Genomic DNA, 26,384 nt, shown 5'->3' on the forward strand with positions numbered 1-26,384 from the left:
AACCCGCAGAATGTCGTCAGCCGGCATCGGCGATCGCCTCCAGTGGTTGTAGGTCGTGGCCGGTGCGGATGGATTCGGCGGTTGGGTAGTGGACGCAGCGGACCTCTCGGGTGCCGTCGGTGACCAGGGCCGGGTTTTCGGTGTCGCATTCGCCCGGTACGACGTGGTCGCAGCGGGTGCGGTACGGGCAGCCGGTCGGGCGTTGCTGGGGATGGGGGACCTGGCCGCGGATCGTCGGCAGTCTGCGGCGGGCCCGCCGTTCGATCCGGGGGACCGAGCGGAGCAGCGCCCGCGTGTACGGATGCCGCGGGTCGTGGAACAGCGAGTCCACGTCGCACTCCTCGACGACGTTCCCGAGGTACATCACCGCGACCCGGTCCGCGAGCTCCGCGACCACGCCGAGGTCGTGGGTGATGAACAGGATCGCCATCCCGCGCTCCTCCTGCAGCGTCCGCAGCAGCCGCAGGATCTGGGCCTGCGTGGTCACGTCGAGCGCGGTCGTCGGCTCGTCCGCGATCAGTAGTTGCGGACGGCAAGCAAGCGCCATCGCGATCATCGCCCGCTGCCGCATCCCGCCGGACAGCTGGAACGAGTACGCGTCGATCCGCCGCTCCGGCTGCGGGATCCCGACACCGCGCAGCTCCGCGATCGCCCGCTCGCGCGCTTCCTTCTTGCCCAGCCCCTCGTGCAGCCGCAGTACCTCGACCAGTTGCTGCCCGATCGTGTGCACCGGACTGAGCGCGACCATCGGCTCCTGGAACACCATCCCGATCTCCTTGCCGCGGATCCGCCGCAGTTCCGGCCCGCGGGCGTCGAGCCCGGCCAGGTCGACCACCTCGCCGCCGGACCGGAACCGGATGCTGCCGGCAACGATCTCCCCGGGCGGGTCGACCAGCCGCAGGATCGACCGTGCGGTGACGCTCTTCCCGCAGCCGGACTCACCGACGATGCACAGCGTCTTCCCCGGCTCGACCCGCAGCGTCACGTCGTCGACGGCCTTCACCAGTCCGTCAGCGGTGTCGAAGTGCGTACTGAGCCTCTCGATCTCCAGCAGCGGCTCGCCCACGTCCCTCCTCATGATTCGTACGGGTCGGCGGCGTCCCGGAGGCCGTCACCGACGAAGTTGAGGGCCATCACCGCGATCACCACGGCGGCACCGGCCGCCAGCAGCCACGGCGCCGCGGTCAGCACCCGGATGCTCTGCGCCGTACTGAGCAGCACACCCCAGCTGACCACCGGCGCCTGCAGCCCGAGCCCGAGGAACGACAGCGCGGTCTCACCGAGGATCATGCCGGGGACCGCGAGGGTAAGCGACGCGATGATGTGGCTGGTGAACGCGGGCAGCATGTGCCGTCCGACCACCCGGTGCCAGCGGGCGCCGTCGAGCTCGGCCGCCAGTACGAAGTCCTCGCCGCGGATCTGCAGGAACCGGCTGCGGATCACCCGCGCCAGGCCGGTCCAGCCGATCAGCGACAGGATCAGCGTGATCGCGAAGTACGTCTTCAACGCACTCCACCCCGGCGGTACGGCGGCCGCGAGCCCGAGCCAGAGCGGCAGTGTCGGGATCGACATGAAGAACTCGATCACGCGTTGCACGATCCCGTCCGTGAGCCCGCCGAAGTACCCGGAGATGCCGCCGAGCAACAGCCCGAGGACGAGCGCCATGAGTACGCCGATCAGCCCGACGGACATCGAGATCCGGGTGCCGTAGATGATCCGCGACAGGTTGTCCCGGCCCTGGTCGTCGGTGCCGAGCAGGTGGAACGGCGCCCCGTGCTGACTCGGCCCGAACAGATGCCGGTCGGACGGGATCAGCCCCCACAGCTTGTAGTGGTCACCTTTCGCGAACAGGCGTACGCCGTACCGCTGGGACTTGTCCGTGGTGTAGTCGCGGAGCAGCGTCTCCGGGTTCGGCGTGCCCTTGTAGCCGTTGACGTACAGGTGCGGGCTCGAGGTCAGCGAGACCTTCAGTACCTGTGGCGGCGCGAACGCCCGGTCGGCGGCGTACGTGTCCTGGGCCTGCGGCGCGAGGAACTCGCAGAACGCGGCGGTGAAGTAGATCAGCCCGAGGATCCACAGCGACACGACCGCGAGCTTGTTGCGCTTGAACCGGCGCCAGATCAGCGTCCGCTGAGACGCCAGCGCGAGCGTCGGTTCGGCTTCCACGGTCGTCATTTGCCGCTCCCGACGTACCCGACCCGGACGCGGGCGTCGACCGCGGCGAGCAGCAGGTCGGAGATCAGCGTGCCGATCACGGTCAGCACGCAGGCGATCAGGATGATGCCGCCGGCCAGGTACATGTCCTGGGCCTTCAGGGCGTTCAGCAGCAGTGGCCCGGTGGTCTCCAGGCCGAGCACGCTCGCGACCAGCACCTCGCCGTCGAACAGCGCCGGGATCGTCCACCCGATCGTGGCGATGAACGGGTTCAGCGCGACCCGTGTCGGGTAGCGCATCAGCAGTTTGCGCTCGTCCAGCCCGCGGGCGCGGGCGGCGGTCACGTACGGCTTGTGCAGTTCGTCGAGCAGGTTCGCCCGCAGCACCCGGATCGTGCCCGCGACCCCGCCGGAGGCGAGCACGAGCACCGGCAGCCACAGATGGTTGAGTACGTCGAGCAGCTTGCCGAGGTTCCACTGGGCGCCCTCGAACTCCGGCGACATGATCCCGGACAGCGTCTGCCCGAACAGCTTGAACTCCAGGTAGACGACGGTCAGCGCGACCAGGAACCCGGGGATCGCGAGGCCGAGGAACGTCAGCGCGGTGATCACGTAGTCGAGCTTCGAGTAGCGCCGGGCAGCGGAGTAGATCCCCGCCACCAGCGCCACCGTCCAGCCGATCAGCCACGTCGCCAGGCCGAGGCCCAGGGTGAGCGGCAGCCGTTCGCCGATCAGCTGGGCGACCGGCTTGTTGTACTCGAACGACTGACCGAAGTCACCGTGCAGGACGATGTTGGACATCCACCGCAGGTACTGCTCGAACGGTGACTTGTCGAGCGCGTACTGCGCTTTCAGTGCCGCGAGCTGATCCGCCCCGACGGTCTGCCCCTGTTGCTGCAGCCTGGCGACGACCGAGGTGAGGAAGTCGCCGGGCGGCAGCTGGATGATCAGGAACGACACGAACGAGATCAGCAGCACGGTGGGCAGCATCGCCAGCAGGCGACGGAGCAGATAGCCGGCCAATTGAGTCCCTTCGGGTCAGGAGTGCTTCTCCGGGGAGTCGAAGTACATCTGCTCCGGCGACGAGGCGTTCTCGTAGTGGGTGCGGAAGCTGGCGATCGCGTCCGGGCGGACGTTCTTCAGGTCGCCGGCCGCGATCAACGGCTGGAACGGCGTACCGACGGTGCCGATGATCCACACGTTCTGGTCGTGCAGGTGCAGGATCTGGTGGCCGAGGTCGAGCCGTTTGGCGTCGTCGGCGGTGGTCACCAGTTCGTCGTACAGCTGCTGCAGCTTGCGGAAGTCGCCGGTCGGCTCCATCCCGAACGGGTCCTTGTGGTTGCCGTACCAGTTGCCGAACTTCGGCGCCCAGTAGGTCAGGCCGTTGGTCGGGATGTACCAGAGCGAGTCGATGTCCCACAGGATCGTGGCCGGCGGGTACGCGACCAGGTCGTAGTTGCCGTGCGGGATCTCGTCGTACCAGAGTTCCAGCGTCATCTGCTTGGCGACCATGTCGATGCCGACGGCCTTCCAGTACCGCTGCGCGTACTCGAGCACGCTGATCGCGTCGATGCCGACACCGACCTCGAAGCAGCGGCCGACGAGCTGCAGCTTCTTGCCGTCCGGCCGCAGCCGCATCCCGTCGGGGCCGCGCTTGGTGAGGCCGGCGGCGTCGAGGCGTTTGTTGGCCTCGGCAACGTCGTACTCGATGAAGCGCTGGCCCATGCCCTTCTCCCAGTACTCGTCCTCGGGCTGGGCACACGGGTGCCGGACGAAGCCTTGGCCGGCGAACAGCGCGTCGTTCATCTCCTTGCGGTTGATCGCGTGCGAGAGACCGGCGCGGAAGTCGAGCTTCTGGAACAGGGTGCGCAGTACCGGGTCCGGGTGGCTCTGGTTGAGCTGAAGCGACGTGTTCGGCTCGGCGACCCAGCGGTTGACCTTGTAGCCCTTGGATTCCTGATTCTTGATCAGCAACGGGAGCTGCTCGGCCTGGATGTCGGTGACCTGCAGGTCGAGCTGGCCGTTCGCGGCGCGCAGCCCGAGGGTCTCCGACGGCATCACCGTGTACTGCTGGCTGTCGATGTAGGGCAGCTGGCGGCCCTGCTCGTCGACCTTCCAGTAGTACGGGTTGCGGTCCAGGCGGGCTGTCACGCCCGAGCCCTGCAGCGGCGCGACCAGCTTCCACGGGCCGAGGACCGGGATGTCGGCGTTCTTCCAGATGTTCCGCTTGTTCGAGAAGAACTCGGCCCAGGACGGCGCGGGGTCCTTCTTCATCGCGGCCTGGAGCTGCGCCGGCGTCGCGAAGTCCTTGTGGAACTGCTTCAGGTAGTGCGCCGGCAGCAACAGTGCGGACGACGAGCCGAATCCGGTCAGCCCGATGAAGCACAGGTACTTCAGCAGCAGACCATGCGGTACTTCGAACTCCATCCGCAGGGTGTGGTCGTCGACCTTGACGAACTTGCCGGGCTTCCCGCCGGGCGCGAGCCAGCCGGGGAAGACCGGGTTGAGTTCCTTGTTCAGGAACTCCTTCTCGTAGGCGAACATGAGGTCGTCGGTGGTGAACGGCTGGCCGTCGGACCACTTCAGGCCCTCGCGCAGGTGGAAGACGTAGGTCTTGCCGTCGTCCTCGATCTCCCACTTCTCGGCCAGGCCGGGGCCGGCCTTCGCGGGGGTCGTCGGCGTCCACTCCAGCAGGCCGGCGAACTCGACGTACTGGTTCTGGGTGGCGTTCCGGTCGATCTGGCCGCGCTGCATGACCCCGCCGAACTTGCCGGCGCTCTGGATCGGCTTGACCACCAGCGGGTTCTTGGGCAGCCGCTGCTCGAGCGGCGGGAGCTTGCCGTCCTTGACCAGCTTGGTCAGGACCGGTGACTCCTTGGCGCCGGCGTCGGCGGCGGCCGAACCGGTGGATTTCTTGGCATCGGTGGAGAAGAACGAACAGCCCGCGACGGCGGTCGCGGACAGCGAGAGACCGGAGACCCGGAGGAACGTCCGGCGGCTCAGGGGATCGGACATGGCGGCTACCTCCCTTTGTCGGACAGTGACACGAATCGTTGCATACTTCAAGATCTGAGGTGCATTTTCATGATGCCGTATATACCGTGACTCGAAGAAAGCTTCCGGCCCGGGCGCTACACTCCGAGCATGGTGAGTGAGACAGCGGGGGACCGATCGCCGTCGCCGGCGGTCGCACGGGCGCTGACCGTGCTGGAGACCCTGGTCGAGTCCGACGAGGAGCTCACGCTCACGGCGCTGGCCAAGAAGGCGAAGATCCCGCTGGCGACCTGCGCGTCGATCGTCTACACGCTCGAGCAGCGCGACTACGCGACCAGGCGGGTGGTCGGCCGCAGCCACTTCTGGCGGCCGACGCTGCGGCTGTACGGGCTGGCAACGCAGCTGATCCGCAAGGTCGACCTGTCCTCGGTCGCGTCCCGGGAGATGCGCGAGCTGGCCGACCGGCTCGGCATGCCGGTGCACATCGGCGTCCTCACCGGCTCCTCGGTCGTGTACGTCGCGAAGGCCGCGATGCCGGGGTTCATCCAGTTCGACACGTATCCGGGCAAGGTCTCGCACTTCAACCTGACCGCCCTCGGCCGGGCGATCGCGGCGTACCTGCCGGAAGAGGACCTGAAGCCGCTGCTCACCCGGCTCGAGCCCGGCTACGGGCCGAAGGCGAAGCCGGTCGACGAGGAGAGCTTCCGGGCCGAGCTGGCCCGGGTGGCCAAGCAGGGGTACGCGGTCGAGGACCAGGAGGAGCAGGCGGACATCGCCTGTGTCGCCGCGCCGTTCTTCGCGGCCGGCGGCCACGTCACCGGCGCGGTCGGGGTCACCTCGTTCGCGCGGGACCTGACCCGGGACAAGCGCAAGCAGGCGCAGTCCGGACTGGTCCAGCTGGCCGCCACGATCTCCGAGCGGCTCGGCGCGACCGAGCTCTGAGGCTTGCCGGGGCCCGGCGAGCGACTTAGGCTTTTCTGAGATAGCGGAATCGTTTTCGAAATCTCGAAAATACTGAGGAGTGGTTGCGATGACCACGCACGGCCCGTATCCCCAGCCCGCCGGCGGTATCAAGGCCACCCTGACCGGTGGCAACACGGTCGGCGCCTCGCTCCGCGAGCGCCAGCCGCGCGCGGACGGTTACCGGCACCTGGACACCCCGGCGCTGGTCCGCCGGCTGCTCGACCTGAACGCGAACACGTACCTGTACTGCATCTGGGACTCCGCCACCGACTTCGAGGACCTGTGCGACGAGTTCCTGCCCGCCGCCGCGGCCGCCGGGATCGACGTGATCCCGTACATCGTGCCGCCGACCGAGACGTCGGAGTACGGCCGCGCCTCCCGTCCGTACCGGCTGGACTACGTCGGCTGGGCGAAGGCGTTCGCCGAGCTGGCGGTGAAGTACCCGAACTTCAAGGCCTGGGCGATCGACGACTTCGAGGTCGGCAACAACGCCACGCTGTTCACGCCGGAGTACATGCGGGAGTTCCTGTCCCACGCTCCCGACCTGCGGTTCTACACCTGCGCGTACTTCGGGATGGCGACCAACCCGGAGTTCCTCGACAAGTATGGCGAGTTCGTGGACGGGATCATCTACCCGTTCCTCGACGGGCACCACGAGAACACCACGGTCGCGTCCTCGCTCGGCGCCTGCCTGGACGGGATCCTCGCGCTGACCGACCCGCGCGGGCTGGAGCTCATCCCGCTGATCTACACCGGCCGGTTCCTGGACGCGCCGCTGCACGCGACCCCGCAGTACTGCACCGACACGCTGACGACGACGGCCGAGTACGTCGCGGCCGGCCGGATCCCGGGCGTGATCTCGTACGGCACCCAGCTGGACGACGGGCCGGCGCCGACCGCCGACAACAAGGCGCTGTACGGCGACGGCCGGCTGGCGCTGGTCAACTCGCGCGGCCGGGCCGCCGCCGGTACGACGGCCACCGCGACGCAGCGGGTGCCGGTCGATCCGCGGTCGCCGCGCTACGAGGTGTCGTTCTGGTACCACCGCTGGTTCCTCTCGCCGGGGATCGAGCCCGGGCTGTACCAGTTGGAGCTGCTGATCGACGACGCGGTCGTGTGGACCATGGACCTGTACGAACAGCGCTGGCCCGTGTGGACCAATGGTGACGGCATGGAGGGCCCTGTCGACGTCACGCAGTACGTTGCCGGACGCAACGTCGTGGACGTGACGTTCCGGTTGCACGTGCTGAAAGAGACGGCGGGGCAGTACATCGACGTCGGTGTGGACCACGTCGAGTCGATCGGGCTCGGCATCCGGAACGGCGGGTTCGAAGAGGACGCCGACTGGATCCTGCGCGGCAGTGGTCCACTCCTGTCGGTCTACGACCACTACCTGCGGGACCGTCCGGCGCGTATCTTCGCGGCCATCTCGCGTGTGTACCAAGGAGGGTGATCATGGCCGAACACCTCAAGACCGGGTGGCCGCAACGGGTCGAGCGGCAGCAGGAAGTGATCGACACCGTCAGCCGGATCCTGTCCGAGGTGGAGCAGGAGGGCGGCCCGGCGATCCGCCGGTGGTCCGCCCGCCTGGACCAGTGGGAGCCGGACTCGTTCGTCGTATCCGCCGCCGAGATCAAGGCGGCGACGGTCGACGACGACCTGGCGGCACACCTGGAGTTCGCCCGCTCCCAGGTGGAAAGCTTCGCCCGCGCCCAACGAGCCACCCTCACCGACCTGGAGACCGAAACCCTTCCAGGTGTAGTTCTGGGCCATCGCCACCTCCCCGTCGCGAAGGTGGGTTCGTACTCACCCGGCGGCCGGTACCCGCTGATCGCATCCTCGATCATGACGGTCACCGTCCCGAAGGTCGCCGGCGTGGACACCGTCGTCGCCGTCGCCCCACCCCGCGACGCCGCCGGCATCTACGGCCCGCAGCTCTACACGATGAACCTCGCCGGCGCCGACGTGATCCTGTGTCTGGGTGGCGTCCAGGCCTTCGCGGCGCTTGCCTTCGGCATCGAAGACGTACCGCCGGTCGACCTGGTAGTCGGCGCCGGGAACGCGTACGTCGCCGAGGCGAAGCGGCAGCTGTTCGGTACGGTCGGCATCGACCTGCTCGCCGGCCCGACCGAGGTCGCGGTGATCGCGGACGAGTCCGCCGACGCCCGCCTGGTCGCCGCCGACCTGCTCGGCCAGGCCGAACACGGCCCGAACAGCCCGGCGCTGCTCGTCACCACCTCACGATCCTTCGGTACGGCGGTGATCGCCGAGGTCGAGCGCTGGCTGGCGGGGGACTGGCCGACTGTCGAGGTAGCAGGCGCGGCGTGGCGGGAACACGGCACGGTCGTGGTCTGCGAGTCCCGCGAGGAGGCGATCGAGATCTCGGACTCGTACGCGCCGGAGCATCTCGAAGTACAGACGTCGGACGACGAGTGGTACGCCGCGAACCTGCGCAACTACGGGTCGCTGTTCATCGGCCCGGAAGCCACGGTGGCGTTCTCGGACAAGTCGATCGGGACCAACCACGTGCTGCCGACGGGCCGCGCCGGGCGGTACACGGGCGGACTGTGGGTGGGGAAGTTCCTGAAGACGGTGACGTACCAGCGCCTGACCGCCGACGGCGCTCGTTCGATCGCCCCGTCGACAGCCGCGATCGCCGATGCCGAGCTGATGTACGGCCACGCCCTCACCGCCCGCCTCCGCGCCCCCTGAACCAGACCCGTTTGAGGGGTTAACCTCGCGCCTTGCCCGTTCACCTGCTGCATCCAGCCGGTGAACGGGCAATTTGCGTGGTTAACCCCTCAAACGTCAGCCCAGGTGGGGCAGGAGGTCGGCGAACTCCGCGACGAGGCGGTCGACCATCCGGATCTCCTCGGTGTCCAGGCGGTGGGCGGGCTCGCGGCAGTACGCGCTCGCGAACAGGCCCCGGCGTACCGAGATCAGCTTCTCGGCCGCGATGATCCGCTCGGTGTCGAGCATCCAGTACGAGATGTACGGCAGCAGCCGGCGGTGCAGGTCGACGCCGGCCTCCCCGTCGCCGGTGGTCAGGCGGCGCCAGATCTCGACATACAGCTCGGTCAGCGAGCAGCCCGGCTGGGTCCCGACGGCGCCGCGGCGTACGGCGTCGGGGAGCTGGACGCCGGCGTACCCCTCGACCGACGCGAGCGGCGGCGTACCTTGGGCGAGCTCGGCGATCAGCGGGCCGGGCGGGCTCGACTCGACCTTGACCAGCCGCAGGTTCGGGTGGTCGGTGGCGATCGCGCGCAGCAGGTCGGCGTCCAGGCTGGTCCCGGTCTCCGTCGGTGCGTACTGCAGCACCATCGGCACCGGGTCGATCGTGGTCAGCACCGTCCGGACGTGCTGCTCCAGCGAACCCCGCGACGGCGACAGGAAGTGCGGCGGCAGCAGGTTGATCAGGTCCGCGCCCGCTTCCACCGACTCCCGCGCCCGCCGCGCCGCGAGCTGGGTGGCGTGATCCTGGACGGCGACCACGGCCGCGACGTCGTCCCGGTCCCGGGTGTGCGACAGCAGGATCTCGGTCAGCCGGCGGCGCTCGTCCTCGGAGAGCTTGTGGAACTCGGACGCGAAGCCGGGGAACATCACGCTGGTCACGCCGGTGCCCAGCACGTACCGCACGACCCGGTCGAAGCCGTCGTAGTCCACCTCGCCGTCGGCGGTGAACGGTACTTCGAGCACCGGTGACACGCCGCGTACGAGCAGCGACGCGTCGCCCGCCCGCCCGGCCTCGATCTCCTCCGTGGTGACCATGTCTGCCTCCCGTTGTGTGGTCACTGTGCTCACCGGTGGTGCCCCAGCAGCTTGGTGATGTTCCCGCCGAAGACGGCCGCCTTCTGGTCCGGTTCGACCGGCCAGTCCCGGATCCGGTCCACCTCCGCGAGCGGCACGGTGTACGGCGAATCGGTCGAGAACACGAGCCGTTCGGCGCCGATCCCGGGCTCCGCGAGGAACCCGCTGAGCACCGTGTCCCAGGGCGCGTACGACGTGTCGCCGTACAGGTTGGGCGCGTGCAGCAGGGCCGGGATCGCGTCGATCCAGAAGTCCGTGGCGCCGCTCTTGCCCATCAGCACCGGCAGCTCGGGCCGCCGGCGGGCGAGGCTGGCGAGCGGCAGCGGAAGCGCGGTGGGCGGCGTACCGGTGCGGACGTACACGAACCAGCCGGCGCCTGCCGCGAAGTCGAGCAGCGGGTCGAGCAGGCCGTCGAGCAGGTCGAACCCCTGCAGTACCGAGTCCACCGCGAGCGCGACGGCACCGGCGTCGCGGGCGCGGTCGAGTTCGTCGAGGGCCGCGCGGCCGCGCCAAGGGTTCGCGACGGCGTACGCGAGCAGCCTGCCGTCCGACTCTGCTGCCGCCTGCGCGGTGTCCGCGTTGCCCTCGCGGTTGTCGTACGCGATGCAGCGCTCGGACGGCGCGACGAGTGCCCGGTCGATGCCGAGGGCATCCATCGTGGCGAGCAGGCCGGCCGGCTTCAGGCTCGCCTCCCGGCTGTCGCCGATCCGGACATGGGCGTCGATGATCATGCGGGCACCTCCAGCCCGAGGGCACCGAGGGCGTCCGCGTGCACGATCCCGTCGACGACCTCGTCGGGGACGCGCGGGAACCGGGTGCCTTCGACGATGTTGTTGACAGTCCGCAATCCGGCGATCGCCTCGCCGGTGGTGGCGATCGGATAGTCCGACCCGAGCAGCAGCTTCCCGGTCGCGCCCCACTCGACCGCGTTGATCAGCGACTGGTAGAGCACCCACGGGCGCAGGTAGATCGACGACACGTCGGCGTACACATGTGGGTGCTTGCGGATCGTCACGACCGTCTCCCGGCTCCACGGGTGGCCCATGTGCGCCATCACGATCCGAAGCTCCGGGTACCGCAGCGCGATCTCGTCGGTGACCAGCGGATAGGTGTAGCGCAGCGGCGCGTGCCGCATCGGCGAGGCGCCGGAGTGGAACAGGATCGGCAGGCAGTGCCGCTGGCAGTAGTCGTAGAACGCCAGTGCGGGCTCGCCGAGCGGGTCGAAGTTCTGGTAGTTCGGGCCGAGCTTCACGCCGACCAGGCCGAGCTCGCGGCTGCGGTCGGCCTCCTCCAGCGCGTCAGGCGCCGTCGGGTTCACCGACAGGAAACCGATCCGCTTCGCCGGGTTGTCCTTGACGAACTCCGCGGTCGCGTCGTTGCAGCGCTCCGGCGGATACGGCAGACCGGTCAGCTCGAGCGGATTGTCGACAGCGATGTTGAAGACGATCGACACGTCGGCGGCCGCCATCGCCCGGTCGTAGTCGGCCCACGAGTTCGCGGTCTCCACCGGGCGGTCGTTGCGCCAGTTGTGGTAGACCTGCCGCTCGCCCTCGGGGACGGCGTCGCGGTGGGTCGGTGTGTGCGCATGGACGTCGACGATCATCGGAACTCCCGCAACAGGTCGTCTCGCAAGGTCACTCCCAGGCCGGCTCCGCCGGTCAGCCGGACGTACCGCCCGTCGCTGTCCAGCGGCTTCGCCAGCACGTCCTCGGTGTAGTAGTGCGCGCCGATGATGTCGCTCGGGTACGCCGACAACCGCGGCAACGCGGCCGCGACGTGCAACTGCGCCGCCGCGCCGATCCCCAACTCACCGTTCGACCCGATCAGCACGTCGACCCCGTGCGCCGCCGCGATCAGCCCCATCCGCACAGCCCGCCCCGGCCCAGCACTCTTCCCCACATACAAACTGACGGTATCCGCGGCCTCCGCCTCGATCACGCTCAGCAGATCGTGCACGTCAAACACAGATTCGTCGGCAATCACGGGCAGTCCGAGCTGCCGCACCTCATTCGCCCCTCGTACGTCGCGGGGCTCCAGCGGCTGCTCCAAGAACGCAACGCCCAAGGCCTTCAGCTCGGGGACCGCTCTGACTGCCTCGGCTCGGGTCCAACCACCGTTGGCATCGGTGCCCAGGAAGGCGTCGCCGGACAGTTCGCGGGCTCGGCGTACTCGGTGGAGGTCGGTGGGCAGGTCGAGGCCGACCTTCACCTTGAAGGCGTCGAAGCCGGCCGCGGTTGCCGCTTGGTACGCGCGCTCCAGTTCCTCGTCGTTCCCGGAGAGCGAGAGTTTGATCGGGACCTCGGTCCGGTACGGCCCGCCCAGCGCGACGGCCAGCGGTACGTCGAGGGTTCGCGCGAACGCGTCCCACAACGCGATCGACACGCCCGCCTTCGTGAACGGGTTGCCCTGCAGCACCTTGTCCATCAGGTCTTCCAGCGCACCGACCGGCGTCAATGGCCGGTTCACCAGGGCCGGCGCGAGGACGGTGCGGATGAAGTGGTCCGCCGACGTACCGTCCTCGCCGGACCAGATCGGGGTCGCGCTGACCTCGCCGTACCCCTCGACGCCGTCGCCGGTGCGGACCCGGACGAGCAGGAAGTCGGAGCGGTCGTGCGGGCCGCGGGCGCCGCGGACCAGGAGTTCCGGGTCGGCGTTCAGGGTGACGTGGGCGGTCTGGATCGCTGCGATCGTGGCCGTCACGCGGGCTCCAGCAGGCGGCGCGGATTGTCGACGAGCATCGCCTGGCGTTGCGCGTCGGTGATGCCCCAGCCGTCGATCTCCTTGATCCGCGCGACCGCGTAGTCCTGGCTGGCCTTGTCGGACAGGCCGGCGTCGGTCCCGAAGATCACCTTGTGCGGCGGGGCTTCGGCGAGAATGCGGCGCGCGGCGTACGGCGGCGTACCGCAGATGCAGAGGTAGAGGTTCTCGGTCTCCTGGGTCATCGCGAGCGCCTCCCGCCACAGGTCGTGCAGGCCGCCGTGGCCGAGGACGACCCGCAGCTTCGGGTGCCGGCGGGCGAGGGCGGCGATCTGGCCGGCGGTCGAGTACGGCGGCGTACCGTCGTGGCTGAGCAGGACGCCGCCGACCGAGGTGATCACCTCGCAGATCGGGTCGAGGGACAGTTCGTGCATGCTGAAGCCCTGCAGCCAGGGATGCAGCTTCAGGCCGCGGAGGCCGAGTTCGCCGACCATCCGCTCGGCCTCGTCGACCGCGGTCTTGCGGCGAACGGCGACGGTGCCGAAACCGGTCATCCGGTCCGGGTACGCGCGGACGAACTCGGCCAGCCGGTCGTTCGACTCCGGCGTCGGGTCGAACAGCCCGTCGTGACTGAGCACCACCGCGTGCTCGATCCCCGCCGTGTCCATGAACCCCACGAACTCGTCGGCCCCGAAGGCCGCCCCACCCAGCCAGGTCGCGGTCTCCCACGCCGGCGTGTGGGTATGGAAGTCGATCACAGCACCTCCGCCAGTCGAAGCAGCCGGTCGCCGAGCGCGACCGCCAGTTGGTCGAACCATCTCCGCCCGGTCGCCGCGTCGGCCAGCTCCGGGCGATCCGTGAACCCGTCGATCCGCCGCCAGCTCTCCGTGCTGTGCACCGCGACGTCGTCCACCACGTCCCCACCCGGCGGATCGATGCGTTCCTTGCGCTCAGCAACAAACTTCACATCCTGAGCCAACATCAACGCAGTCTCGAACTGCCCCGCATGCCCCGGCACCGGAGCCTCACCCACACCCGCCGCGTCAGCGTCGGTGGTGGGGGAGGTGTGCGGTGAGGGCCTTTGCGGTAGGAGGTTCCAGTAGTCGACGTGGGCGACGTTGAGGCTGTAGCGGGTGGAGGCTGTGGCGGCTGCGGCATGACAGGCGCCGGTGTTGCCGCCGTGGCCGTTGACCAGGACCAGACGGCGGGCGCCGTCGGCCTCCAGGGAACGGGCGAGGTCGAGGAGTACGGCGAGGAGCGTCTCGGGGGAGAGGGAGAGCGTGCCACCGAACGGGAGGTGGTGGTCGGAGGCGCCGAAGGGGAGTGGCGGGGTGAGGACGATCGGCCGGGGCGAACGCTCGTGCACCAGGCCGGCGGCCGCGGCGGAGACGGCCTCGGCGAGGATCCAGTCGGTGCCGGTCGCGAGGTGCGGCCCGTGCTGCTCGGTCGCTCCGACCGGTACGACGACAATTGCTTCGGGCAACAGTTCGCCGAGCGTACCGCGGTTCGTGTGCTGCCAGCGGACGTACGTCATCCGGCCCTCCCGGCGACAAGTTGGGCGGTCCGCAACGCGGCGATCCCGTCGTCCAACGACGGTACGCCGGACTTCCGCGCCCCGTCGGACAACTCGACGAACCGCTGCACCTGCAGGTCGAAGCACCGCGTCGTTCGATCGCCCGGAAACCGCACCTCGCGCTCCCCGTCGGCGGTGCCGAGCCGCAGGTCGAACGTGAACCCGTCGAGCGTCGCGAGCCCGCGATCGCCGAGGAACGTCAGCTCGCAGCGGGGGAGCGCCGCGGTGAACCACCCGAACTCGACCAGCGCCTGGTGGCCGCCGGGATAGCTGATCCGGGCGCCGGTCAGGTTGGCCGCGGGCAGGCCGGTGCGCGTGCGCTGGGACCACGCGTCGTCCACGTGTTCCGGCGGTCCGCCGAGCAGGTAGCTCAGCCAGTCGAAGACGTGCGCACCCTCGTGCACCACCGGGCTGCCGTGCTCGAGGGTGCGGGTGATGAGGTAGGCGTGCTCGCGCTTGGCCGGGCTGTACGCCTCGTCGTAGATGTGCGCGCGGACCAGCACCGGCGTACCGAGGGTGCCGTCGTCGATCCACGTCTTCAGCTGCCGGATCGCCGGATCGTGCCGGTACGTCAGCCCGATCTGCACCCGCCGCCGCTGCTCCGGGGCGAGCCGGTCGTAGATCCGCGCCGCCTCGACCGAGGTGGCGACCGGCTTCTCGGCCAGCACGAACAGCCCGGCCTCGGCGTACCGCACGACCAACTCGGGCGTCACCCACGGCGGCGTCGCCAGCACGACCCCGTCCACCCCGCCCGGGTCGAGGTCGGCGGCCGGCCGGATGCCCTGACCGGTGGCGGCTTCGCGGCGTACGGGGTCCGGATCGACCAGCTGGACCACGTCGACGCAGGGATGCCGGACAAGGGCGGGCAGATGCGCGCCGAGGCCGATCGCCCCGAGCCCCACGAGCGCCACCCGCATCCTGTGCTCCTTCAGAATATCGGAATTAGTTTCTGTTTCCCGAAGCTTAAGAGGTGCTCACACCGCCCGCAATACCTCGCCACGGACTGATCCGCTATAGCCGAAATACCGAAGATATATCTAGCATTGTGCGCATGGCCCCAGATTCCCTCGTAGGATCCGTCTCCACCGACGCCGCTCCGGCACCGCGCGGCCACTACTCCCAGGCCCGGACCGCCGGTGACCTGGTCTTCACCGCCGGCCTCGGTCCGCTCGATCCGGTGACCCGGGAGATCGTCGGGCCGGGTGACGCCGCCGAGCAGACCCGGCAGGTGTTCCGGAACCTGTCCGCGATCCTCGCGGCGGCCGGTTGCGGCCTCGACGACGTGGTGAAGGTGACGGCCTTCCTGCAGAACGCCGAGCGCGACTGGGACGGCTACGACTCGGTCTTCCCCGAGTTCTTCACGCCGCCGTACCCGGCCCGGCTGACCGCGGGCGCCGACCTGGGCGAGATCCTCGTCGAGATCGAGGTCATCGCGCACCGGCCGGCCCCAGCGTGATCCAGTACCGCCGCGCCCGCCCCAGCCAGGTGTCCCGCACATCCTCCAGCACCCCACCGTTGCGCTCGATCGTCCGCGCCGACCCCACGTTCCCGTCGTCACACGTCACCAGCACCCGGTCCATCCCCCGCGCCCGCGCCCGGTCCAGCACCGCCCCGAGCGCCCAGCTCGCCACCCCACGCCCACGCGCCGACGGCCGAACGCCGTACCCGATATGCCCGCCGCCCTCGAGCAGCTTCTCGTTCAAGGCATGCCGCAACGTGATCGCGCCCAGGTAGGTGCCGTCCTCGACGATCCACCAGAAGTTCGCCGGCACCCAGTCCGCTGTCGGCGGGCGGCTGTCGTCGTCCTGCTCGCGCAGGCGCTGGACCCAGGCGGCGAAGCCCTCGGCCGTGCTCAGGTCTCCGGCCTCCCAGAGCCCGGCGCCGTCCTGGTGCTCACCGCCCCACTCGGCGGACGAGTCCAGCCAGGAGTCGCGGAGTACGACGGTCGGTTCGATCAGCTCACGCATGCGTTCGAGAGTAGAAGACGGGCCGCTCACCAGGTGGTGAGCGGCCCGTCGGGGGTCGGCGCGGATCAGGCGCCGGCGCCCTCCTGCTTCACACCGGCGACCGCGGTCGGGTCGTCGATCCGGTACTTGCGGGCCGCCTCGGCGGCGACCTCCGGCTTCACGTCGCCGCGCTTGGCCAGGATCTCCAGCGTGGCGACCACGATCGACTCGGCGTCGACCTGGAAGTGCCGCCGCGCCGCGGCCCGGGTGTCGGCCAGGCCCCAGCCGTCGGTCCCGAGCGAGGTGTAGTCGTTCGGCACCCAGCGGGAGATCTGGTCCTGCACCGCGCGCATGAAGTCGCTGACGGCAACGACCGGGCCCTTGGTGTCCTTGAGCTGCTCGGTCACGAACGGCACCTGCTCCGGCTCGTCCGGGTGCAGCAGGTTGTGCTGCTCCGCGGCGACCGCGTCGCGGCGCAGCTCGTTCCACGAGGTCACGGACCAGACGTCCGCGGCCACGGAGTACTCGTCGGCGAGGATCTGCTGGGCCTTCAGCACCCACGGCAGCCCGACGCCGGACGCGAGCAGCTGCACGCGCGGCGCGTCCTCGTGGTCGGCGACCTGACCCTCGTTGAAGCGGTACAGGCCCTTCAGCAGTGCCGCGACGTCGAGGTTCTCCGGCTCGGCCGGCTGCGGGACCGGCTCGTTGTAGACGGTGAGGTAGTAGAACACGTCCTCGCCGTACGGCTTGCTCTCGTCCAGCCCGTAGCCGTACATCCGCCGCAGACCGTCCTTGACGATGTACGGGATCTCGTACGCGAACGCCGGGTCGTAGTGCACCGCGGCCGGGTTCGTCGAGGCCAGCAGCGGGGAGTGCCCGTCCGCGTGCTGCAGTCCCTCGCCGGTCAGCGTCGTACGGCCGGCCGTGGCGCCGATCAGGAAGCCGCGGCCGAGCTGGTCGCCGAGCGCCCACATCCAGTCGCCGGTGCGCTGGAACCCGAACATCGAGTAGAAGATGTAGAACGGGATCATCGGCTCACCGTGCGTGGCGTACGCCGTACTCGCCGCGAGCACCGAGCCCATCGCGCCGGCCTCGCTGATGCCCTCGTGCAGCAGTTGGCCCGCCGTGGACTCCTTCCACGACAGCAGCAGGTTGCGGTCGACGGCGTCGTAGTTCTGACCGTGCGGCGAGTAGATCTTCGCGGTCGGGAACATCGAGTCCATCCCGAACGTGCGGTACTCGTCCGGCGCGATCGGGACGATCCGGTGGCCGATCTCCGGGTCCTTCATCAGGTCCCGGAACAGCCGGACCAGCGCCATCGTGGTCGCGACCGGCGCGTGCGAGCCCTTCGCCAGCGGCTTGTACACGTCGTCGCCCGGCAGCGTCAGCGTCTTCGGCCGCACCCGGCGCTCCGGCAGCGAACCGCCGAGCTGCTTACGCCGCTCCATCATGTACTGGTACTCCGGCGAGTCGGTGCCGGGGTGGAAGTACGGCGGGTTGTACGCGTCCTCGAGGTCCTTGTCCTCGATCGGCAGGTACAGCCGGTCGCGGAACGCCTTCAGGTCGTCCGAGGTGAGCTTCTTCATCTGGTGGGTCGCGTTCCGGCCCTCCAGCGCCTCGATCGTCCAGCCCTTGATGGTCTGGGCGAGGATCACGGTCGGCTGGCCGACGTGCTCGGTCGCGCTCTTGAACGCGGCGTACACCTTGCGGTAGTCGTGACCGCCGCGGGGCAGCTTGCGCAGGTCCTCGTCGGACAGCCCGCTGACCATCTGCCGCAGCCGCGCGTCGCCGCCGAAGAAGTTCTCCCGGATGTACTCACCGGACTCGACGGAATACGTCTGGAACTGGCCGTCCGGCGTGGTGTTCATCTTGTTCAGCAGCGCGCCGTCGTGGTCCTGGGCCAGCAGGTTGTCCCACTCGCGGCCCCAGATCACCTTGATGACGTTCCAGCCGGCACCGCGGAAGAACGCCTCCAGCTCCTGGATGACCTTGCCGTTGCCGCGGACCGGCCCGTCCAGCTGCTGCAGGTTGCAGTTGATCACGAAGGTGAGGTTGTCGAGCTCCTCGCGCGCGGCCAGGCCGATCGCGCCGAGCGACTCCGGCTCACCCATCTCGCCGTCACCGAGGAACGCCCAGACGTGCTGCTGGCTGGTGTCCTTGATGCCGCGGTTGTGCAGGTAGCGGTTGAACCGCGCCTGGTAGATCGAGTTCAGCGACGCGAGTCCCATCGAGACGGTCGGGAACTCCCAGAAGTCCGGCATCAGCCGCGGGTGCGGGTACGACGACAGGCCCTTGTGCGGGCCCCGCGACACCTCCTGGCGGAAGCCGTCCAGCTGGTCCGCGCTCAGCCGGCCCTCGAGGAAGGCGCGCGCGTACATGCCGGGGGAGGCGTGCCCCTGGATGAAGATCTGGTCGCCGCCGCCCGGGTGGTCCTTGCCGCGGAAGAAGTGGTTGAAACCGATCTCGTACAGGCTCGCGGCCGACTGGTAGGTGGCGATGTGACCGCCGACCTCCAGGCCCTTGCGGTTGGCCTTGCTCACCATCACCGCGGCGTTCCACCGGATGAAGGCCCGGATCCGGCGCTCGATGTGCTCGTCGCCGGGGAACCACGGCTCACGCTCGGGCGGGATCGAGTTGATGTAGTCGGTGCTCCGCAGAGCGGGCACCCCGACCTGTCGCTCCCGGGCCCGCTCGATCAGCTTGAGCATCAGGAAGCGCGCTCGCGCCTTGCCCCGTTCGTCAAGGACAGCGTCGAGCGATTCGACCCATTCGCGTGTCTCGTCGGGGTCGATGTCGGGGAGCTGGGTGGGCATCCCCTCGGTGATGATGGCTGGTGGTTCGTGTCCGGAAGCCACGGTGTCCTGCCGTTCTCTCTGGTTGTCTTCACCGCAATCCTGTCACCTGTTCGGAATGCGTTCTACTTTGCCTTCCCTTCCGGCCCGATTCCGGCCGGCCGGGCGTGATCCCAGCGGACACGCCCGGTACCCGGCACGCGGATACCGGACACGTCACGGAACCCTGGTGCATACTTGCGCGACGCGGTACGTCACGATGGACTACCGCTAGCTGTATCGCTAGTAGTAGAGCTATGACACCTACCCCCGGGCAAGCGGGGACCACGGAGGAGGACACGTGAGCGCGACCGCGGATCACGCGGACGGCAAGAGCGGCGGCCCGAACATGGCCTCCCGGCTGGGCTTGGAGGCCGGCTGGGTAGTCCAGGAGATCGGGTACGACGACGACTGCGACGACGACCTGCGTGACGCCATCCGGGAAGTCACCGGTGAGGAATTCGTCGGTGACGACACCGACGAGGTCGTGGACGCGGTCCTGCTCTGGTTCCGTGAGGACGACGGCGACCTGGTCGACGCGTTCTTCGACATCCTGACCGACCTGAAGGCCGGTGGCGTGGTCTGGCTGATGACGCCCAAGGTCGGCCGCGACGGGTACGTCGAGACCAGCGACATCGCCGAGGCGGCGCCGGTCGCCGGACTGGCCACGACGAGCACGCTGAGCATCACCGACGACTGGTCCGCGACCAAGCTGGTGGTCCCGAAGTCCGGTCGCCGCGGGTGACCTTCCCGGCTGCGGGCAGCCGGGCACCCGATTTCAGCACCCAGAACCAGTACGGCGAACCGGTCCGGCTGAGCGACTACGCCGGCCGCCGGGACGTCGTACTGGTGTTCTACCCATACGCCTTCAGCCAGGTCTGCACCAGCGAACTGGCCGCCCTCCGGGACCGCCCCGCATTGCTGGAGTCGGCCGAGTTCCTGGCGATCTCGTGCGACCCGCTTTTCACCCTCCGCGCGTACTCCGACGCCGAGAATCTCCCGTTCAGCCTGCTGACCGACTTCTGGCCGCACGGCGCGATCGCCTCGACGTACGGCGTCTTCGACCCGGCCCGCGGCTGCGCCCTCCGCGGCACCTTCGTGATCGACCGCTCCGGGACCGTCCGCTGGTCGATCGTCAACCCCCTGCCGCAGGCCAGAAACCTCGACGACTACGCCGAGGCCCTGGCAAGCCTGCGCTGAAACCTCAGGTAGACTCCTCCGGTCGTTAGATCCGGGCGGATAGCTCAGTTGGTAGAGCGCTTCCCTTACAAGGAAGATGTCGGGGGTTCGAGTCCCTCTTCGCCCACCGAGGTTACTAATGAGAAACCTGCTGAAGCGGGCCGAAAACTGCCCGCTTCAGTGCATTTATGGGGCCTTTGGGGCTGATGTGTCGTCAGTTGGCCGCGGAATGGCGGGCTCCGATGGTGCTTATGTCAACGAGGCTGAGTGGACTCGAAACCGGGCCGAGCACACCCCTTCACCGGTTTTGTCGGCCCGACTACGGGCCCTGTGGCGGCTGGGTTTCAATCAGTGAGAGCGGCTACGACCTTCTGCGCCGTCTCCTGGGCCGATCCAGGATTCTGACCAGTGACGAGGTTGCCGTCGACGACGGCGTAGGAGACGAACGGGAGCTTCGCCTTCTCGTAGCGTGCGCTCCGATCTTTGGCCCGCTCCTCGGCGTTGTAAGGGACGAGCTTGTCGACGCGAGCGAGTACCTCTTCTGTCCAGGCGAAGCCGGTCATCTTCTTGCCGGCGATGAGGTATGAGCCGTCAGAGAGCTTGGTGTTGAGCAGCCCGCAGTAGCCGTGACAGACCGAAGAGACGATGCCACCGCGCTCGAAGATCTCGCGGGTGATGCGCTGCAGGCCTTCGCTGTCTGGGAAGTCATACATGACGGCGTGACCGCCAGTGAAGTAGATGGCGTCGTAGTCGGCAGAGTCGATCTGGTCGGGGCTGAGGGTGTTCTCCAGCAGTGCCATCTTGGCCGGGTCAGCACGCCATGCCTTGGCGGTCTTGTCGTAGTTGGGGAACTTCAGTGCCCGCGGCTCTAGCGGCACCTTGCCGCCAGATGGGCTGACGAGGGTCTGCTCGAAACCAGCCTCGTCGAAGACGTGCCAAGCATGGGTGAGCTCGGAGAGCCACAGCCCAGTGGCGTGTGACGCGTCGTCGTAGTGACCGACATTGGTGACCACGGTCAAGATGCGCTTGGTCTTATTGGGCTGCTGTGTCATGTGACTTCTCCGTTTAGTGCTAGTTCCATTTTCTCATCATTGGAGACTGACTGTCGTTGTGGAATGAACAACACTGGCGCCGTGAAGCGCCGTCCCTAGCCGCGTCGGGCGGTCCAGGGACGGCCACTCGGCTTACTGGAGGGCCGTCCTGAGGGCGTCGGTCGCGAGGTGGCGGCGATGTTGGCTGCCTTGGCGTCGCGCAGGCTGTCCAGGAGCAGGAAGTCGTGGACCATGCCCTGGACGCGGACAGACGTGACGTCGACCCCGGCCTCGCGCAGCTTGTTGGCGTACATCTCACCCTCGTCGCGAAGCACATCGGCCTCGTCGGTGATGACCAGCGTCGGCGGGAGACCCTTGAGGTCCTCCAGTGTGGCCTGCAGCGGGGACGCGTACTTCTCCGCTCGCTTTGCCGGGTCGGTGGTGTAGGCGTCCCAGAACCACTGCATACCGTCGCGGGTGAGGAAGTAGCCCTCGGCGAACTGCAGGTAGGAGGGGGTGTCGAAGTCGGCGTTCGTGACGGGGTACAGCAGCACCTGCGTCTTGAGGTCGATGCCGCCGCGGTCCTTGTTCATGAGCGCGAAGACCGTCGACATGCAGCCTCCGACCGACTCTCCGGTGACCGCGATGCGTGAGGTGTCCAGACCGTGCTCGGCGCCGTGTTCGAGCACCCACCGGCCGACGGCGTAGTTCTGCTCGACCTGGGTGGGGTAGCCCTTCTCCGGGGCGTTGTCGTCAACCGGAAAGACACCCGCGGCGCCTGCGCCAACGGTCAACTCGCGGAAGAGGCGGTCGTGGGTCTTGTCGTCGCCGAAGACCCAACCGGCTCCGTGGAGGTAGAACACGACGGGAAGCGGGCCGGTAGCGCCCTTGGCTCGGATGATGCGGGTGCGCACCGTGCCCCACTCGCCGGCGTCGACGTCGACCCACTCTTCGTCGGCATCGGGACGTTCGACGCCCTCGCCGCTCTGCAGGTCGAGCAGGATCTTTCGCCCTTGCTCCGGGGGAACCTCGTAGATCCGGGGGTGCGGGTCGGTCTGCTCGCACAGCTCCTTGGCCCCGGGCTCGAGGTAGGGGGTGACGGGGGGAGACGGTTCAGCCATCATGGTCTCCTGTCTGCGCTTTGCGCTCCGAGAAGCAACATGCAATGTGTGCACTGCTAACATTGACGGTAGCGCGACCGCCATCGCCAGTCAAAGAGCGTCTCTTCCCGACGGACGGGAAGCGCGAGGTCAGCTCAGCGGTTGTGCGGCGAAGATCGCTAGGAGCGAGGCTCGTACCTGCAGCGCGACTTCTTCGATCGAGTCGGCAGTCAGCTTGCGGTCCAGGTACAGGAACGCCATCCCGTGCACCGCGCCCCAACCGCCGAGTGCGAGGTTGAGGGGATCGGTGTCTGGAAAGACCGCCGTGATCGCTGCAGTGAGCAACTCATGCACGGCGGCGGCGGCTTGCACGCGTTCCTCGTCGTCGGTGTTGCACTCGTTGCCGAACATGAGCCTGAACAGCGCCGGCCGACGCAGCGCGAACTCGACGTAGGCGGCGCCGAACTCCGCCAACTCCTCGGCCGTGGTCGGCAGCGCGCGATCTCGGATGAGGTCCTCTCTGAGGTTGCGCAGCCCCTCGGCTGCTAGCGCCGACTCCAGCGCCTCGCGCTCGGGGAAGTGTCGGTACGGCGCCGTGGCCGAGACGCCGGCCTCGCGCGCGACGGCACGGATGGAGAACGGCTCGCCGCGTTCGAGCATCCCCATCGCGGTGGAGATGAGCGTGGCGCGCAAGTCCCCGTGGTGGTAACTGCTCTTGGCCTCGGACATCGGGCGCTACCTCTTCGTGCTGATCGTGACGTTGTGTGCGGGCTTCAGGATGACGGCGAAGCGGCGGCTTTGGGGCCGGGAATCGCCGAAGCCGGGACCCTTTCGGCGGAGTGACTGTCGCATGCCGCAATGTTGACTCTGCTTACATTGCCTGCCTATCGTAGATGTAAGCAATGCACACATCAAAGTTGGAAGGGGCCCAGATGGCCAAGTCGCAGAAGGACGCACCAAAGCCGGCCACGGTTGAGGTCCAGTTGGGGGACCGCACGGTCAGCGTGCCCAAGGGTGGGCTGTACGACCGCTACCGCATGGACACCGATCTCGACGAGGTCGCCAAGGACCCCCGAGTCAAGAGCGTCGACTTCTTCCGAACGCTGCCCAAGACCGAGGTCCAGTCGGCGATCGGCCCGACCCACACCCCGAACTTCTACTACTCGATGTCCAAGGCGCAGCTGACCTACGTAGCGCCCACCGGCGCTCTGCGCTCCCGGCTTCCTCGCGGCCTCGCCCCGCTCCAGGTCGCGCCCGGTCTCGGGCTGTTCTCGATGGTCTTCTTCCGTTACGACGTGTGCGACATCGACTTCTACACCGAGGCGACGGTGGCCGTTGCCGTTCGCCCGGCCCGCCACGGCCGCCTGGGCACCGCCGACTTCCTCTCGACGCTGGCCAACGACTCCACCCACGCCTACGTCCTGTCTCTGCCGGTCAACACCGACATCGCGCAGGTCCGCGGCCACGACGGGTACGGCTTCCCGAAGTGGGTCACCGACATCGACGTCGACATTGACGCGAGCCGGACATCGGCTCGCGTGTTCAACGACAACGGCGAGACGGACATCGCCCTCGACGTGGCCACGCCGAAGCAGAAGCAGCTCCCGAGTGGCACGAGCGTCTCGACCCTGACTTCGTACACCGAGCTCAAGGGCGGCTGGAACGCCACGCTGAGCCAGATGAACAACCTGGCCTCTGGCAGCAGCCTGCTGCCGCGCAACGTTTCGCTCGAGCTCGGCTCCGGCCGGCTGAGCGACGACGCGCGTTCCCTCAAGCCGATCAAGCTCCTGCGCTTCGACGTCGCCACCGAGGCGCAGAACGCCCTCCACATCCCTGTGCCTGTCTCGATCCCGGAAAGCTGACCTGACCATGCCCACCACCACTGCTGGAATCACTCCCCGCGTCGATTCGGCCCGCCTCACCGCGCTTGCAGCCCGGGTCCACGCCGCCGACCCGGACGACTGCCAGGACGTCACCAATGCCATGACTGGCGAGGTTCGCCACCGCCACCAAGGCGATGAAGCTGTCCCGGCCATCGAGTACTCCGGCGACATGGGCTCGCTGGTCTCCCAGAAGCAGCTCGACACGGTCACCCGACACGTCGACGACGCCGTGGCCAAGGGTGCAACCGTTCTCGCCGGAGGAAAGGCGCGCCCCGACCTCGGTCCGTACTTCTACGAGCCCACCATCCTGGCCGACGTGGACGAGACGATGGAGGCCTACGCCCACGAGACGTTCGGGCCGCTCGTCTCGCTCTACCGCGTGGCGGATGAAGAGGAAGCCATAGCCAAGTCCAACGACAGCGAGTACGGCCTGAACTTCAGCATCTGGACCTCAGACGAATCCAGGGGCTACCGGGTCGCGGCCCAGCTTGAGGCGGGCACTGTCAACGTCAACGACGCGTACGCCGCCGCGTGGGGTTCCATGGACGCCCCCATGGGCGGAATGAAGGCCTCCGGACTCGGCCGGCGCCACGGTGAGCACGGAATCCTCAAGTACACCGAGTCGCAGACCATCGCCATTGAGCGCCTGATCCCCGTCGGGGCACCCGACGGAATGAACCCGAAGACGTACGCCCGCATCGCCAGCCACGCGCTGCGCCTGGCGAAGCGCCTTCCCGGCGTGAAGTAGACCGGTCCGGTCCCACGCGATCCAGAAATCTCACACGAAGAGGAAGAATGCAGACCGTACTCGGAGCCAACGGCCAGATCGCCGAGGAGCTCACCCGCTACCTCCACGACAATGTCACTCAGGATATCCGCCTGGTCAGCCGCAACCCGCGTCAGGTTCACGAGACCGACCAGCTCCACAAGGCCAACCTGCTCGACGCCGACGCGACGATCGCCGCCGTCGAGGGCAGCGGCATCGCGTACTTGACCGTCGGTCTCCCGATCGACTCCAGGCTGTGGGAGCAGCAGTTCCCGACGATGATGGCGAACACCATCGCGGCGTGCCAGAAGCACGGCACCAAGCTGGTGTTCTTCGACAACACCTACATGTATCCCCGTACTGACACTCCGCAGGTCGAGGACACCGCCTTCCAGCCGATCGGCCGCAAGGCGACCGTACGAGCCGAGATCGCGAACATGCTCCTCGCCGAGATGCGGGCCGGCACCATCGAGGCCGTGATCTGCCGTGCCCCGGAGTTCTATGGACCGGGCAAGACCCAGAGCCTCACCAACACCGCCATCTTCGACCCGATCAAGGAGGGCAGGCGCCCGTCCGTACCGATCAACGCCCACACCAAGCGGAGCATCATCTGGACCCCGGACGCCAGTCGCGCCATGGGCCTGATCGGCAACACCCCCGACGCCTACGGCCAGACCTGGCACCTGCCCATCGATCCCGACCGCCTCACCTACGCCGGGATGATCGAGATCGCCTCGGAGGTCGTCGGGGAGGGCATCTCCTACCGCACCGTCCCTGAGGCGGCCTTCAAGGTCCTCGGTCTGTTCAAGCCCGCGGTGAAAGAGGCGAACGAATTAATGCCGCGCTACCGGCAGGACAACATCTTCGACACCACGAAGTTCGCCACGCGCTTCCCAGACTTCCACGTCACGACCTACCGGGAAGGCATCACGGAGATCCTCAAGAGCCCCGCTGCATGACTACACCGCCGGCCCCAACGGCTTCCGCACGTCTGGGATCGTCCTCGCGATGGCCACGTCGGCTGCGACCTGGTCCGCGAATCCACGCCACCATTCGGGGTCAGGATCGAGGTCGAACTCGATGTATTCGTTGACCGCCGGCACCAGATCCCAGGGGTAGACGAGGCCGAGAGCTGTCCCGGGGCGGTCGTCGGGGCGGCTCAGTCGCTTCATCGCACCGCGCCTCTCGTCGATCGCATGGTCATGCCGTGTCCGAGGAGCGCGGCGCGCATGGTGTTCGCCACGACGCCGAAGGCCTCGACAATCTGCGAGAGCGACTGGCCGGGCTCGTAGCGCTCTGCAGCGTGCTCGAGCTCGTCCGGCGTGAGGCCAATCTTGCGACCGGCACCGTGCCGTTTGAGGATCCCGGACACAGCGCCGGTGCCGATCCCGTACACCTCCGCCAACTCCCGTCGGAGTGCACCGGTTCGGTATCGCTCGACGAGCTCGAGCTGCTGTTGTC

27 protein-coding genes and 1 tRNA gene are annotated in these 26,384 nt (G+C 68.2%); 10 read left to right on the forward strand and 18 right to left on the reverse strand.

Going from position 1 to position 26,384, the window contains the following annotated elements; all coding sequences use genetic code 11:
- Positions 1–16 precede the first annotated feature (16 nt).
- The 4 genes from ACFV9C_RS25885 to ACFV9C_RS25900 are packed head-to-tail and all read right to left on the reverse strand — an operon-like array spanning position 17 to position 5,168.
- Positions 17–1,078, reverse strand: coding sequence for an ABC transporter ATP-binding protein (locus ACFV9C_RS25885; protein ID WP_380197524.1), 1,062 nt, complete (start codon positions 1,076–1,078; stop codon positions 17–19).
- Positions 1,075–2,175 (reverse strand): ABC transporter permease, encoded by a 1,101-nt coding sequence (locus tag ACFV9C_RS25890; RefSeq protein ID WP_380197526.1) that lies wholly within the window; start codon positions 2,173–2,175, stop codon positions 1,075–1,077. The genes ACFV9C_RS25885 and ACFV9C_RS25890 overlap by 4 nt, the downstream gene beginning before the upstream one ends.
- Positions 2,172–3,176: an ABC transporter permease gene (locus ACFV9C_RS25895; RefSeq protein ID WP_380197528.1), complete on the reverse strand. Its 1,005-nt coding sequence runs from the start codon at positions 3,174–3,176 to the stop codon at positions 2,172–2,174. The genes ACFV9C_RS25890 and ACFV9C_RS25895 overlap by 4 nt, the downstream gene beginning before the upstream one ends.
- Before the next feature lie 15 nt (positions 3,177–3,191).
- Positions 3,192–5,168, reverse strand: a complete 1,977-nt coding sequence (locus tag ACFV9C_RS25900; RefSeq protein ID WP_380197529.1) for an ABC transporter substrate-binding protein — start codon at positions 5,166–5,168, stop codon at positions 3,192–3,194.
- Positions 5,169–5,297: 129 nt separating this feature from the next.
- On the opposite strand from ACFV9C_RS25900, the gene ACFV9C_RS25905 reads away from it, so the two are divergent.
- The 3 genes from ACFV9C_RS25905 to hisD all read left to right on the forward strand — a co-directional run bounded on the left by ACFV9C_RS25905 (position 5,298) and on the right by hisD (position 8,822).
- Positions 5,298–6,089: an IclR family transcriptional regulator gene (locus ACFV9C_RS25905; protein ID WP_380197531.1), complete on the forward strand. Its 792-nt coding sequence runs from the start codon at positions 5,298–5,300 to the stop codon at positions 6,087–6,089.
- Between the two features lie 88 nt (positions 6,090–6,177).
- Complete coding sequence (locus tag ACFV9C_RS25910; protein WP_380197533.1) at positions 6,178–7,563, forward strand: hypothetical protein; 1,386 nt, start codon at positions 6,178–6,180, stop codon at positions 7,561–7,563.
- A gap of 2 nt (positions 7,564–7,565) precedes the next feature.
- Positions 7,566–8,822 (forward strand): histidinol dehydrogenase, encoded by a 1,257-nt coding sequence (gene hisD, locus ACFV9C_RS25915; RefSeq protein WP_380197535.1) that lies wholly within the window; start codon positions 7,566–7,568, stop codon positions 8,820–8,822.
- 96 nt (positions 8,823–8,918) lie between these two features.
- On the opposite strand, the gene ACFV9C_RS25920 is transcribed toward hisD, so the two are convergent.
- The 7 genes from ACFV9C_RS25920 to ACFV9C_RS25950 are packed head-to-tail and all read right to left on the reverse strand — an operon-like array spanning position 8,919 to position 15,104.
- A complete protein-coding gene (locus ACFV9C_RS25920; RefSeq protein ID WP_380197537.1) occupies positions 8,919–9,878 on the reverse strand; it encodes a dihydrodipicolinate synthase family protein in 960 nt (319 codons plus the stop codon).
- A 29-nt stretch (positions 9,879–9,907) separates the two neighbouring features.
- On the reverse strand, positions 9,908–10,648 hold the full coding sequence (locus tag ACFV9C_RS25925; protein WP_380197539.1) for an amidohydrolase family protein: 741 nt from the start codon (positions 10,646–10,648) through the stop codon (positions 9,908–9,910).
- Entirely contained in the window at positions 10,645–11,520 is an 876-nt protein-coding gene (locus tag ACFV9C_RS25930; RefSeq protein WP_380197541.1) for an amidohydrolase family protein, read from the reverse strand. The genes ACFV9C_RS25925 and ACFV9C_RS25930 overlap by 4 nt, the downstream gene beginning before the upstream one ends.
- On the reverse strand, positions 11,517–12,617 hold the full coding sequence (locus tag ACFV9C_RS25935; protein WP_380197543.1) for a mandelate racemase/muconate lactonizing enzyme family protein: 1,101 nt from the start codon (positions 12,615–12,617) through the stop codon (positions 11,517–11,519). Before ACFV9C_RS25935 ends, ACFV9C_RS25930 begins: the two co-directional genes overlap by 4 nt.
- Complete coding sequence (locus ACFV9C_RS25940) at positions 12,614–13,372, reverse strand: amidohydrolase family protein (protein WP_380197544.1); 759 nt, start codon at positions 13,370–13,372, stop codon at positions 12,614–12,616. Before ACFV9C_RS25940 ends, ACFV9C_RS25935 begins: the two co-directional genes overlap by 4 nt.
- Positions 13,369–14,148, reverse strand: coding sequence for a creatininase family protein (locus ACFV9C_RS25945; protein WP_380197546.1), 780 nt, complete (start codon positions 14,146–14,148; stop codon positions 13,369–13,371). The genes ACFV9C_RS25940 and ACFV9C_RS25945 overlap by 4 nt, the downstream gene beginning before the upstream one ends.
- Entirely contained in the window at positions 14,145–15,104 is a 960-nt protein-coding gene (locus ACFV9C_RS25950; protein WP_380197548.1) for a Gfo/Idh/MocA family protein, read from the reverse strand. Before ACFV9C_RS25950 ends, ACFV9C_RS25945 begins: the two co-directional genes overlap by 4 nt.
- 134 nt (positions 15,105–15,238) lie before the next feature.
- On the opposite strand from ACFV9C_RS25950, the gene ACFV9C_RS25955 reads away from it, so the two are divergent.
- A complete protein-coding gene (locus ACFV9C_RS25955) occupies positions 15,239–15,643 on the forward strand; it encodes a RidA family protein (protein ID WP_380197550.1) in 405 nt (134 codons plus the stop codon).
- On the opposite strand, the gene ACFV9C_RS25960 is transcribed toward ACFV9C_RS25955, so the two are convergent.
- Positions 15,615–16,154, reverse strand: a complete 540-nt coding sequence (locus ACFV9C_RS25960; RefSeq protein ID WP_380197552.1) for a GNAT family N-acetyltransferase — start codon at positions 16,152–16,154, stop codon at positions 15,615–15,617. The two genes, ACFV9C_RS25955 and ACFV9C_RS25960, sit on opposite strands and share 29 nt — an antisense overlap.
- 65 nt (positions 16,155–16,219) lie before the next feature.
- A complete protein-coding gene (aceE, locus tag ACFV9C_RS25965) occupies positions 16,220–18,946 on the reverse strand; it encodes a pyruvate dehydrogenase (acetyl-transferring), homodimeric type (RefSeq protein WP_380197625.1) in 2,727 nt (908 codons plus the stop codon).
- A gap of 319 nt (positions 18,947–19,265) precedes the next feature.
- On the opposite strand from aceE, the gene ACFV9C_RS25970 reads away from it, so the two are divergent.
- From ACFV9C_RS25970 to ACFV9C_RS25980, 3 genes are all read left to right on the forward strand, one after another.
- A complete protein-coding gene (locus tag ACFV9C_RS25970) occupies positions 19,266–19,709 on the forward strand; it encodes a DUF3052 domain-containing protein (protein ID WP_380197554.1) in 444 nt (147 codons plus the stop codon).
- Positions 19,706–20,164, forward strand: a complete 459-nt coding sequence (locus ACFV9C_RS25975; protein WP_380197555.1) for a peroxiredoxin — start codon at positions 19,706–19,708, stop codon at positions 20,162–20,164. Before ACFV9C_RS25970 ends, ACFV9C_RS25975 begins: the two co-directional genes overlap by 4 nt.
- Positions 20,165–20,197: 33 nt before the next feature.
- Positions 20,198–20,270, forward strand: a tRNA-Val gene (locus ACFV9C_RS25980).
- A 217-nt stretch (positions 20,271–20,487) separates the two neighbouring features.
- Here ACFV9C_RS25980 and ACFV9C_RS25985 read toward each other — a convergent pair.
- From ACFV9C_RS25985 to ACFV9C_RS25995, 3 genes are all read right to left on the reverse strand, one after another.
- Positions 20,488–21,195 carry a type 1 glutamine amidotransferase domain-containing protein gene (locus ACFV9C_RS25985; protein WP_380197557.1) on the reverse strand — a complete coding sequence of 236 codons (708 nt, stop codon included), beginning with the start codon at positions 21,193–21,195 and terminating at the stop codon, positions 20,488–20,490.
- A 95-nt stretch (positions 21,196–21,290) separates the two neighbouring features.
- Positions 21,291–22,295, reverse strand: coding sequence for an alpha/beta hydrolase (locus ACFV9C_RS25990; protein WP_380197559.1), 1,005 nt, complete (start codon positions 22,293–22,295; stop codon positions 21,291–21,293).
- A gap of 129 nt (positions 22,296–22,424) precedes the next feature.
- The gene (locus tag ACFV9C_RS25995) at positions 22,425–23,003 is read right to left on the reverse strand and encodes a TetR/AcrR family transcriptional regulator (protein WP_380197561.1); all 579 of its coding nucleotides are present in this window, start codon (positions 23,001–23,003) and stop codon (positions 22,425–22,427) included.
- 437 nt (positions 23,004–23,440) lie between these two features.
- On the opposite strand from ACFV9C_RS25995, the gene ACFV9C_RS26000 reads away from it, so the two are divergent.
- Genes ACFV9C_RS26000 through ACFV9C_RS26010 form a run of 3 tightly spaced genes read left to right on the forward strand, consistent with a single transcriptional unit; the run spans position 23,441 to position 25,882 of the window.
- Positions 23,441–24,136 (forward strand): acetoacetate decarboxylase family protein, encoded by a 696-nt coding sequence (locus ACFV9C_RS26000; RefSeq protein WP_380197627.1) that lies wholly within the window; start codon positions 23,441–23,443, stop codon positions 24,134–24,136.
- Between the two features lie 7 nt (positions 24,137–24,143).
- Positions 24,144–24,905 carry an aldehyde dehydrogenase family protein gene (locus tag ACFV9C_RS26005; protein WP_380197562.1) on the forward strand — a complete coding sequence of 254 codons (762 nt, stop codon included), beginning with the start codon at positions 24,144–24,146 and terminating at the stop codon, positions 24,903–24,905.
- A 47-nt stretch (positions 24,906–24,952) separates the two neighbouring features.
- Positions 24,953–25,882 carry an NAD-dependent epimerase/dehydratase family protein gene (locus ACFV9C_RS26010; protein WP_380197563.1) on the forward strand — a complete coding sequence of 310 codons (930 nt, stop codon included), beginning with the start codon at positions 24,953–24,955 and terminating at the stop codon, positions 25,880–25,882.
- On the opposite strand, the gene ACFV9C_RS26015 is transcribed toward ACFV9C_RS26010, so the two are convergent.
- Positions 25,883–26,095, reverse strand: a complete 213-nt coding sequence (locus tag ACFV9C_RS26015) for a hypothetical protein (RefSeq protein WP_380197564.1) — start codon at positions 26,093–26,095, stop codon at positions 25,883–25,885. It lies immediately after the preceding gene.
- Positions 26,092–26,319, reverse strand: coding sequence for a hypothetical protein (locus ACFV9C_RS26020; RefSeq protein WP_380197566.1), 228 nt, complete (start codon positions 26,317–26,319; stop codon positions 26,092–26,094). Before ACFV9C_RS26020 ends, ACFV9C_RS26015 begins: the two co-directional genes overlap by 4 nt.
- Positions 26,320–26,384 lie beyond the last annotated feature (65 nt).

The organism is Kribbella sp. NPDC059898, from assembly GCF_042730855.1.
GTDB lineage: Bacteria > Actinomycetota > Actinomycetes > Propionibacteriales > Kribbellaceae > Kribbella.

Bases quoted from the DNA above. Each gene is read 5' to 3' on its own strand.
- ACFV9C_RS25885 (WP_380197524.1), bottom strand. From the start codon at position 1,078: ATGAGGAGGGACGTGGGCGAGCCGCTGCTGGAGATCGAGAGGCTCAGT.
- ACFV9C_RS25890 (WP_380197526.1), bottom strand. From the start codon at position 2,175: ATGACGACCGTGGAAGCCGAACCGACGCTCGCGCTGGCGTCTCAGCGG.
- ACFV9C_RS25900 (WP_380197529.1), bottom strand. From the start codon at position 5,168: ATGTCCGATCCCCTGAGCCGCCGGACGTTCCTCCGGGTCTCCGGTCTC.
- ACFV9C_RS25905 (WP_380197531.1), top strand. From the start codon at position 5,298: ATGGTGAGTGAGACAGCGGGGGACCGATCGCCGTCGCCGGCGGTCGCA.
- ACFV9C_RS25910 (WP_380197533.1), top strand. From the start codon at position 6,178: ATGACCACGCACGGCCCGTATCCCCAGCCCGCCGGCGGTATCAAGGCC.
- hisD (WP_380197535.1), top strand. From the start codon at position 7,566: ATGGCCGAACACCTCAAGACCGGGTGGCCGCAACGGGTCGAGCGGCAG.
- ACFV9C_RS25920 (WP_380197537.1), bottom strand. From the start codon at position 9,878: ATGGTCACCACGGAGGAGATCGAGGCCGGGCGGGCGGGCGACGCGTCG.
- ACFV9C_RS25925 (WP_380197539.1), bottom strand. From the start codon at position 10,648: ATGATCATCGACGCCCATGTCCGGATCGGCGACAGCCGGGAGGCGAGC.
- ACFV9C_RS25930 (WP_380197541.1), bottom strand. From the start codon at position 11,520: ATGATCGTCGACGTCCATGCGCACACACCGACCCACCGCGACGCCGTC.
- ACFV9C_RS25945 (WP_380197546.1), bottom strand. From the start codon at position 14,148: ATGACGTACGTCCGCTGGCAGCACACGAACCGCGGTACGCTCGGCGAA.
- ACFV9C_RS25950 (WP_380197548.1), bottom strand. From the start codon at position 15,104: ATGCGGGTGGCGCTCGTGGGGCTCGGGGCGATCGGCCTCGGCGCGCAT.
- ACFV9C_RS25955 (WP_380197550.1), top strand. From the start codon at position 15,239: ATGGCCCCAGATTCCCTCGTAGGATCCGTCTCCACCGACGCCGCTCCG.
- ACFV9C_RS25960 (WP_380197552.1), bottom strand. From the start codon at position 16,154: ATGCGTGAGCTGATCGAACCGACCGTCGTACTCCGCGACTCCTGGCTG.
- aceE (WP_380197625.1), bottom strand. From the start codon at position 18,946: ATGCCCACCCAGCTCCCCGACATCGACCCCGACGAGACACGCGAATGG.
- ACFV9C_RS25985 (WP_380197557.1), bottom strand. From the start codon at position 21,195: ATGACACAGCAGCCCAATAAGACCAAGCGCATCTTGACCGTGGTCACC.
- ACFV9C_RS25990 (WP_380197559.1), bottom strand. From the start codon at position 22,295: ATGGCTGAACCGTCTCCCCCCGTCACCCCCTACCTCGAGCCCGGGGCC.
- ACFV9C_RS25995 (WP_380197561.1), bottom strand. From the start codon at position 23,003: ATGTCCGAGGCCAAGAGCAGTTACCACCACGGGGACTTGCGCGCCACG.
- ACFV9C_RS26000 (WP_380197627.1), top strand. From the start codon at position 23,441: ATGTCCAAGGCGCAGCTGACCTACGTAGCGCCCACCGGCGCTCTGCGC.
- ACFV9C_RS26005 (WP_380197562.1), top strand. From the start codon at position 24,144: ATGCCCACCACCACTGCTGGAATCACTCCCCGCGTCGATTCGGCCCGC.
- ACFV9C_RS26010 (WP_380197563.1), top strand. From the start codon at position 24,953: ATGCAGACCGTACTCGGAGCCAACGGCCAGATCGCCGAGGAGCTCACC.
- ACFV9C_RS26015 (WP_380197564.1), bottom strand. From the start codon at position 26,095: ATGAAGCGACTGAGCCGCCCCGACGACCGCCCCGGGACAGCTCTCGGC.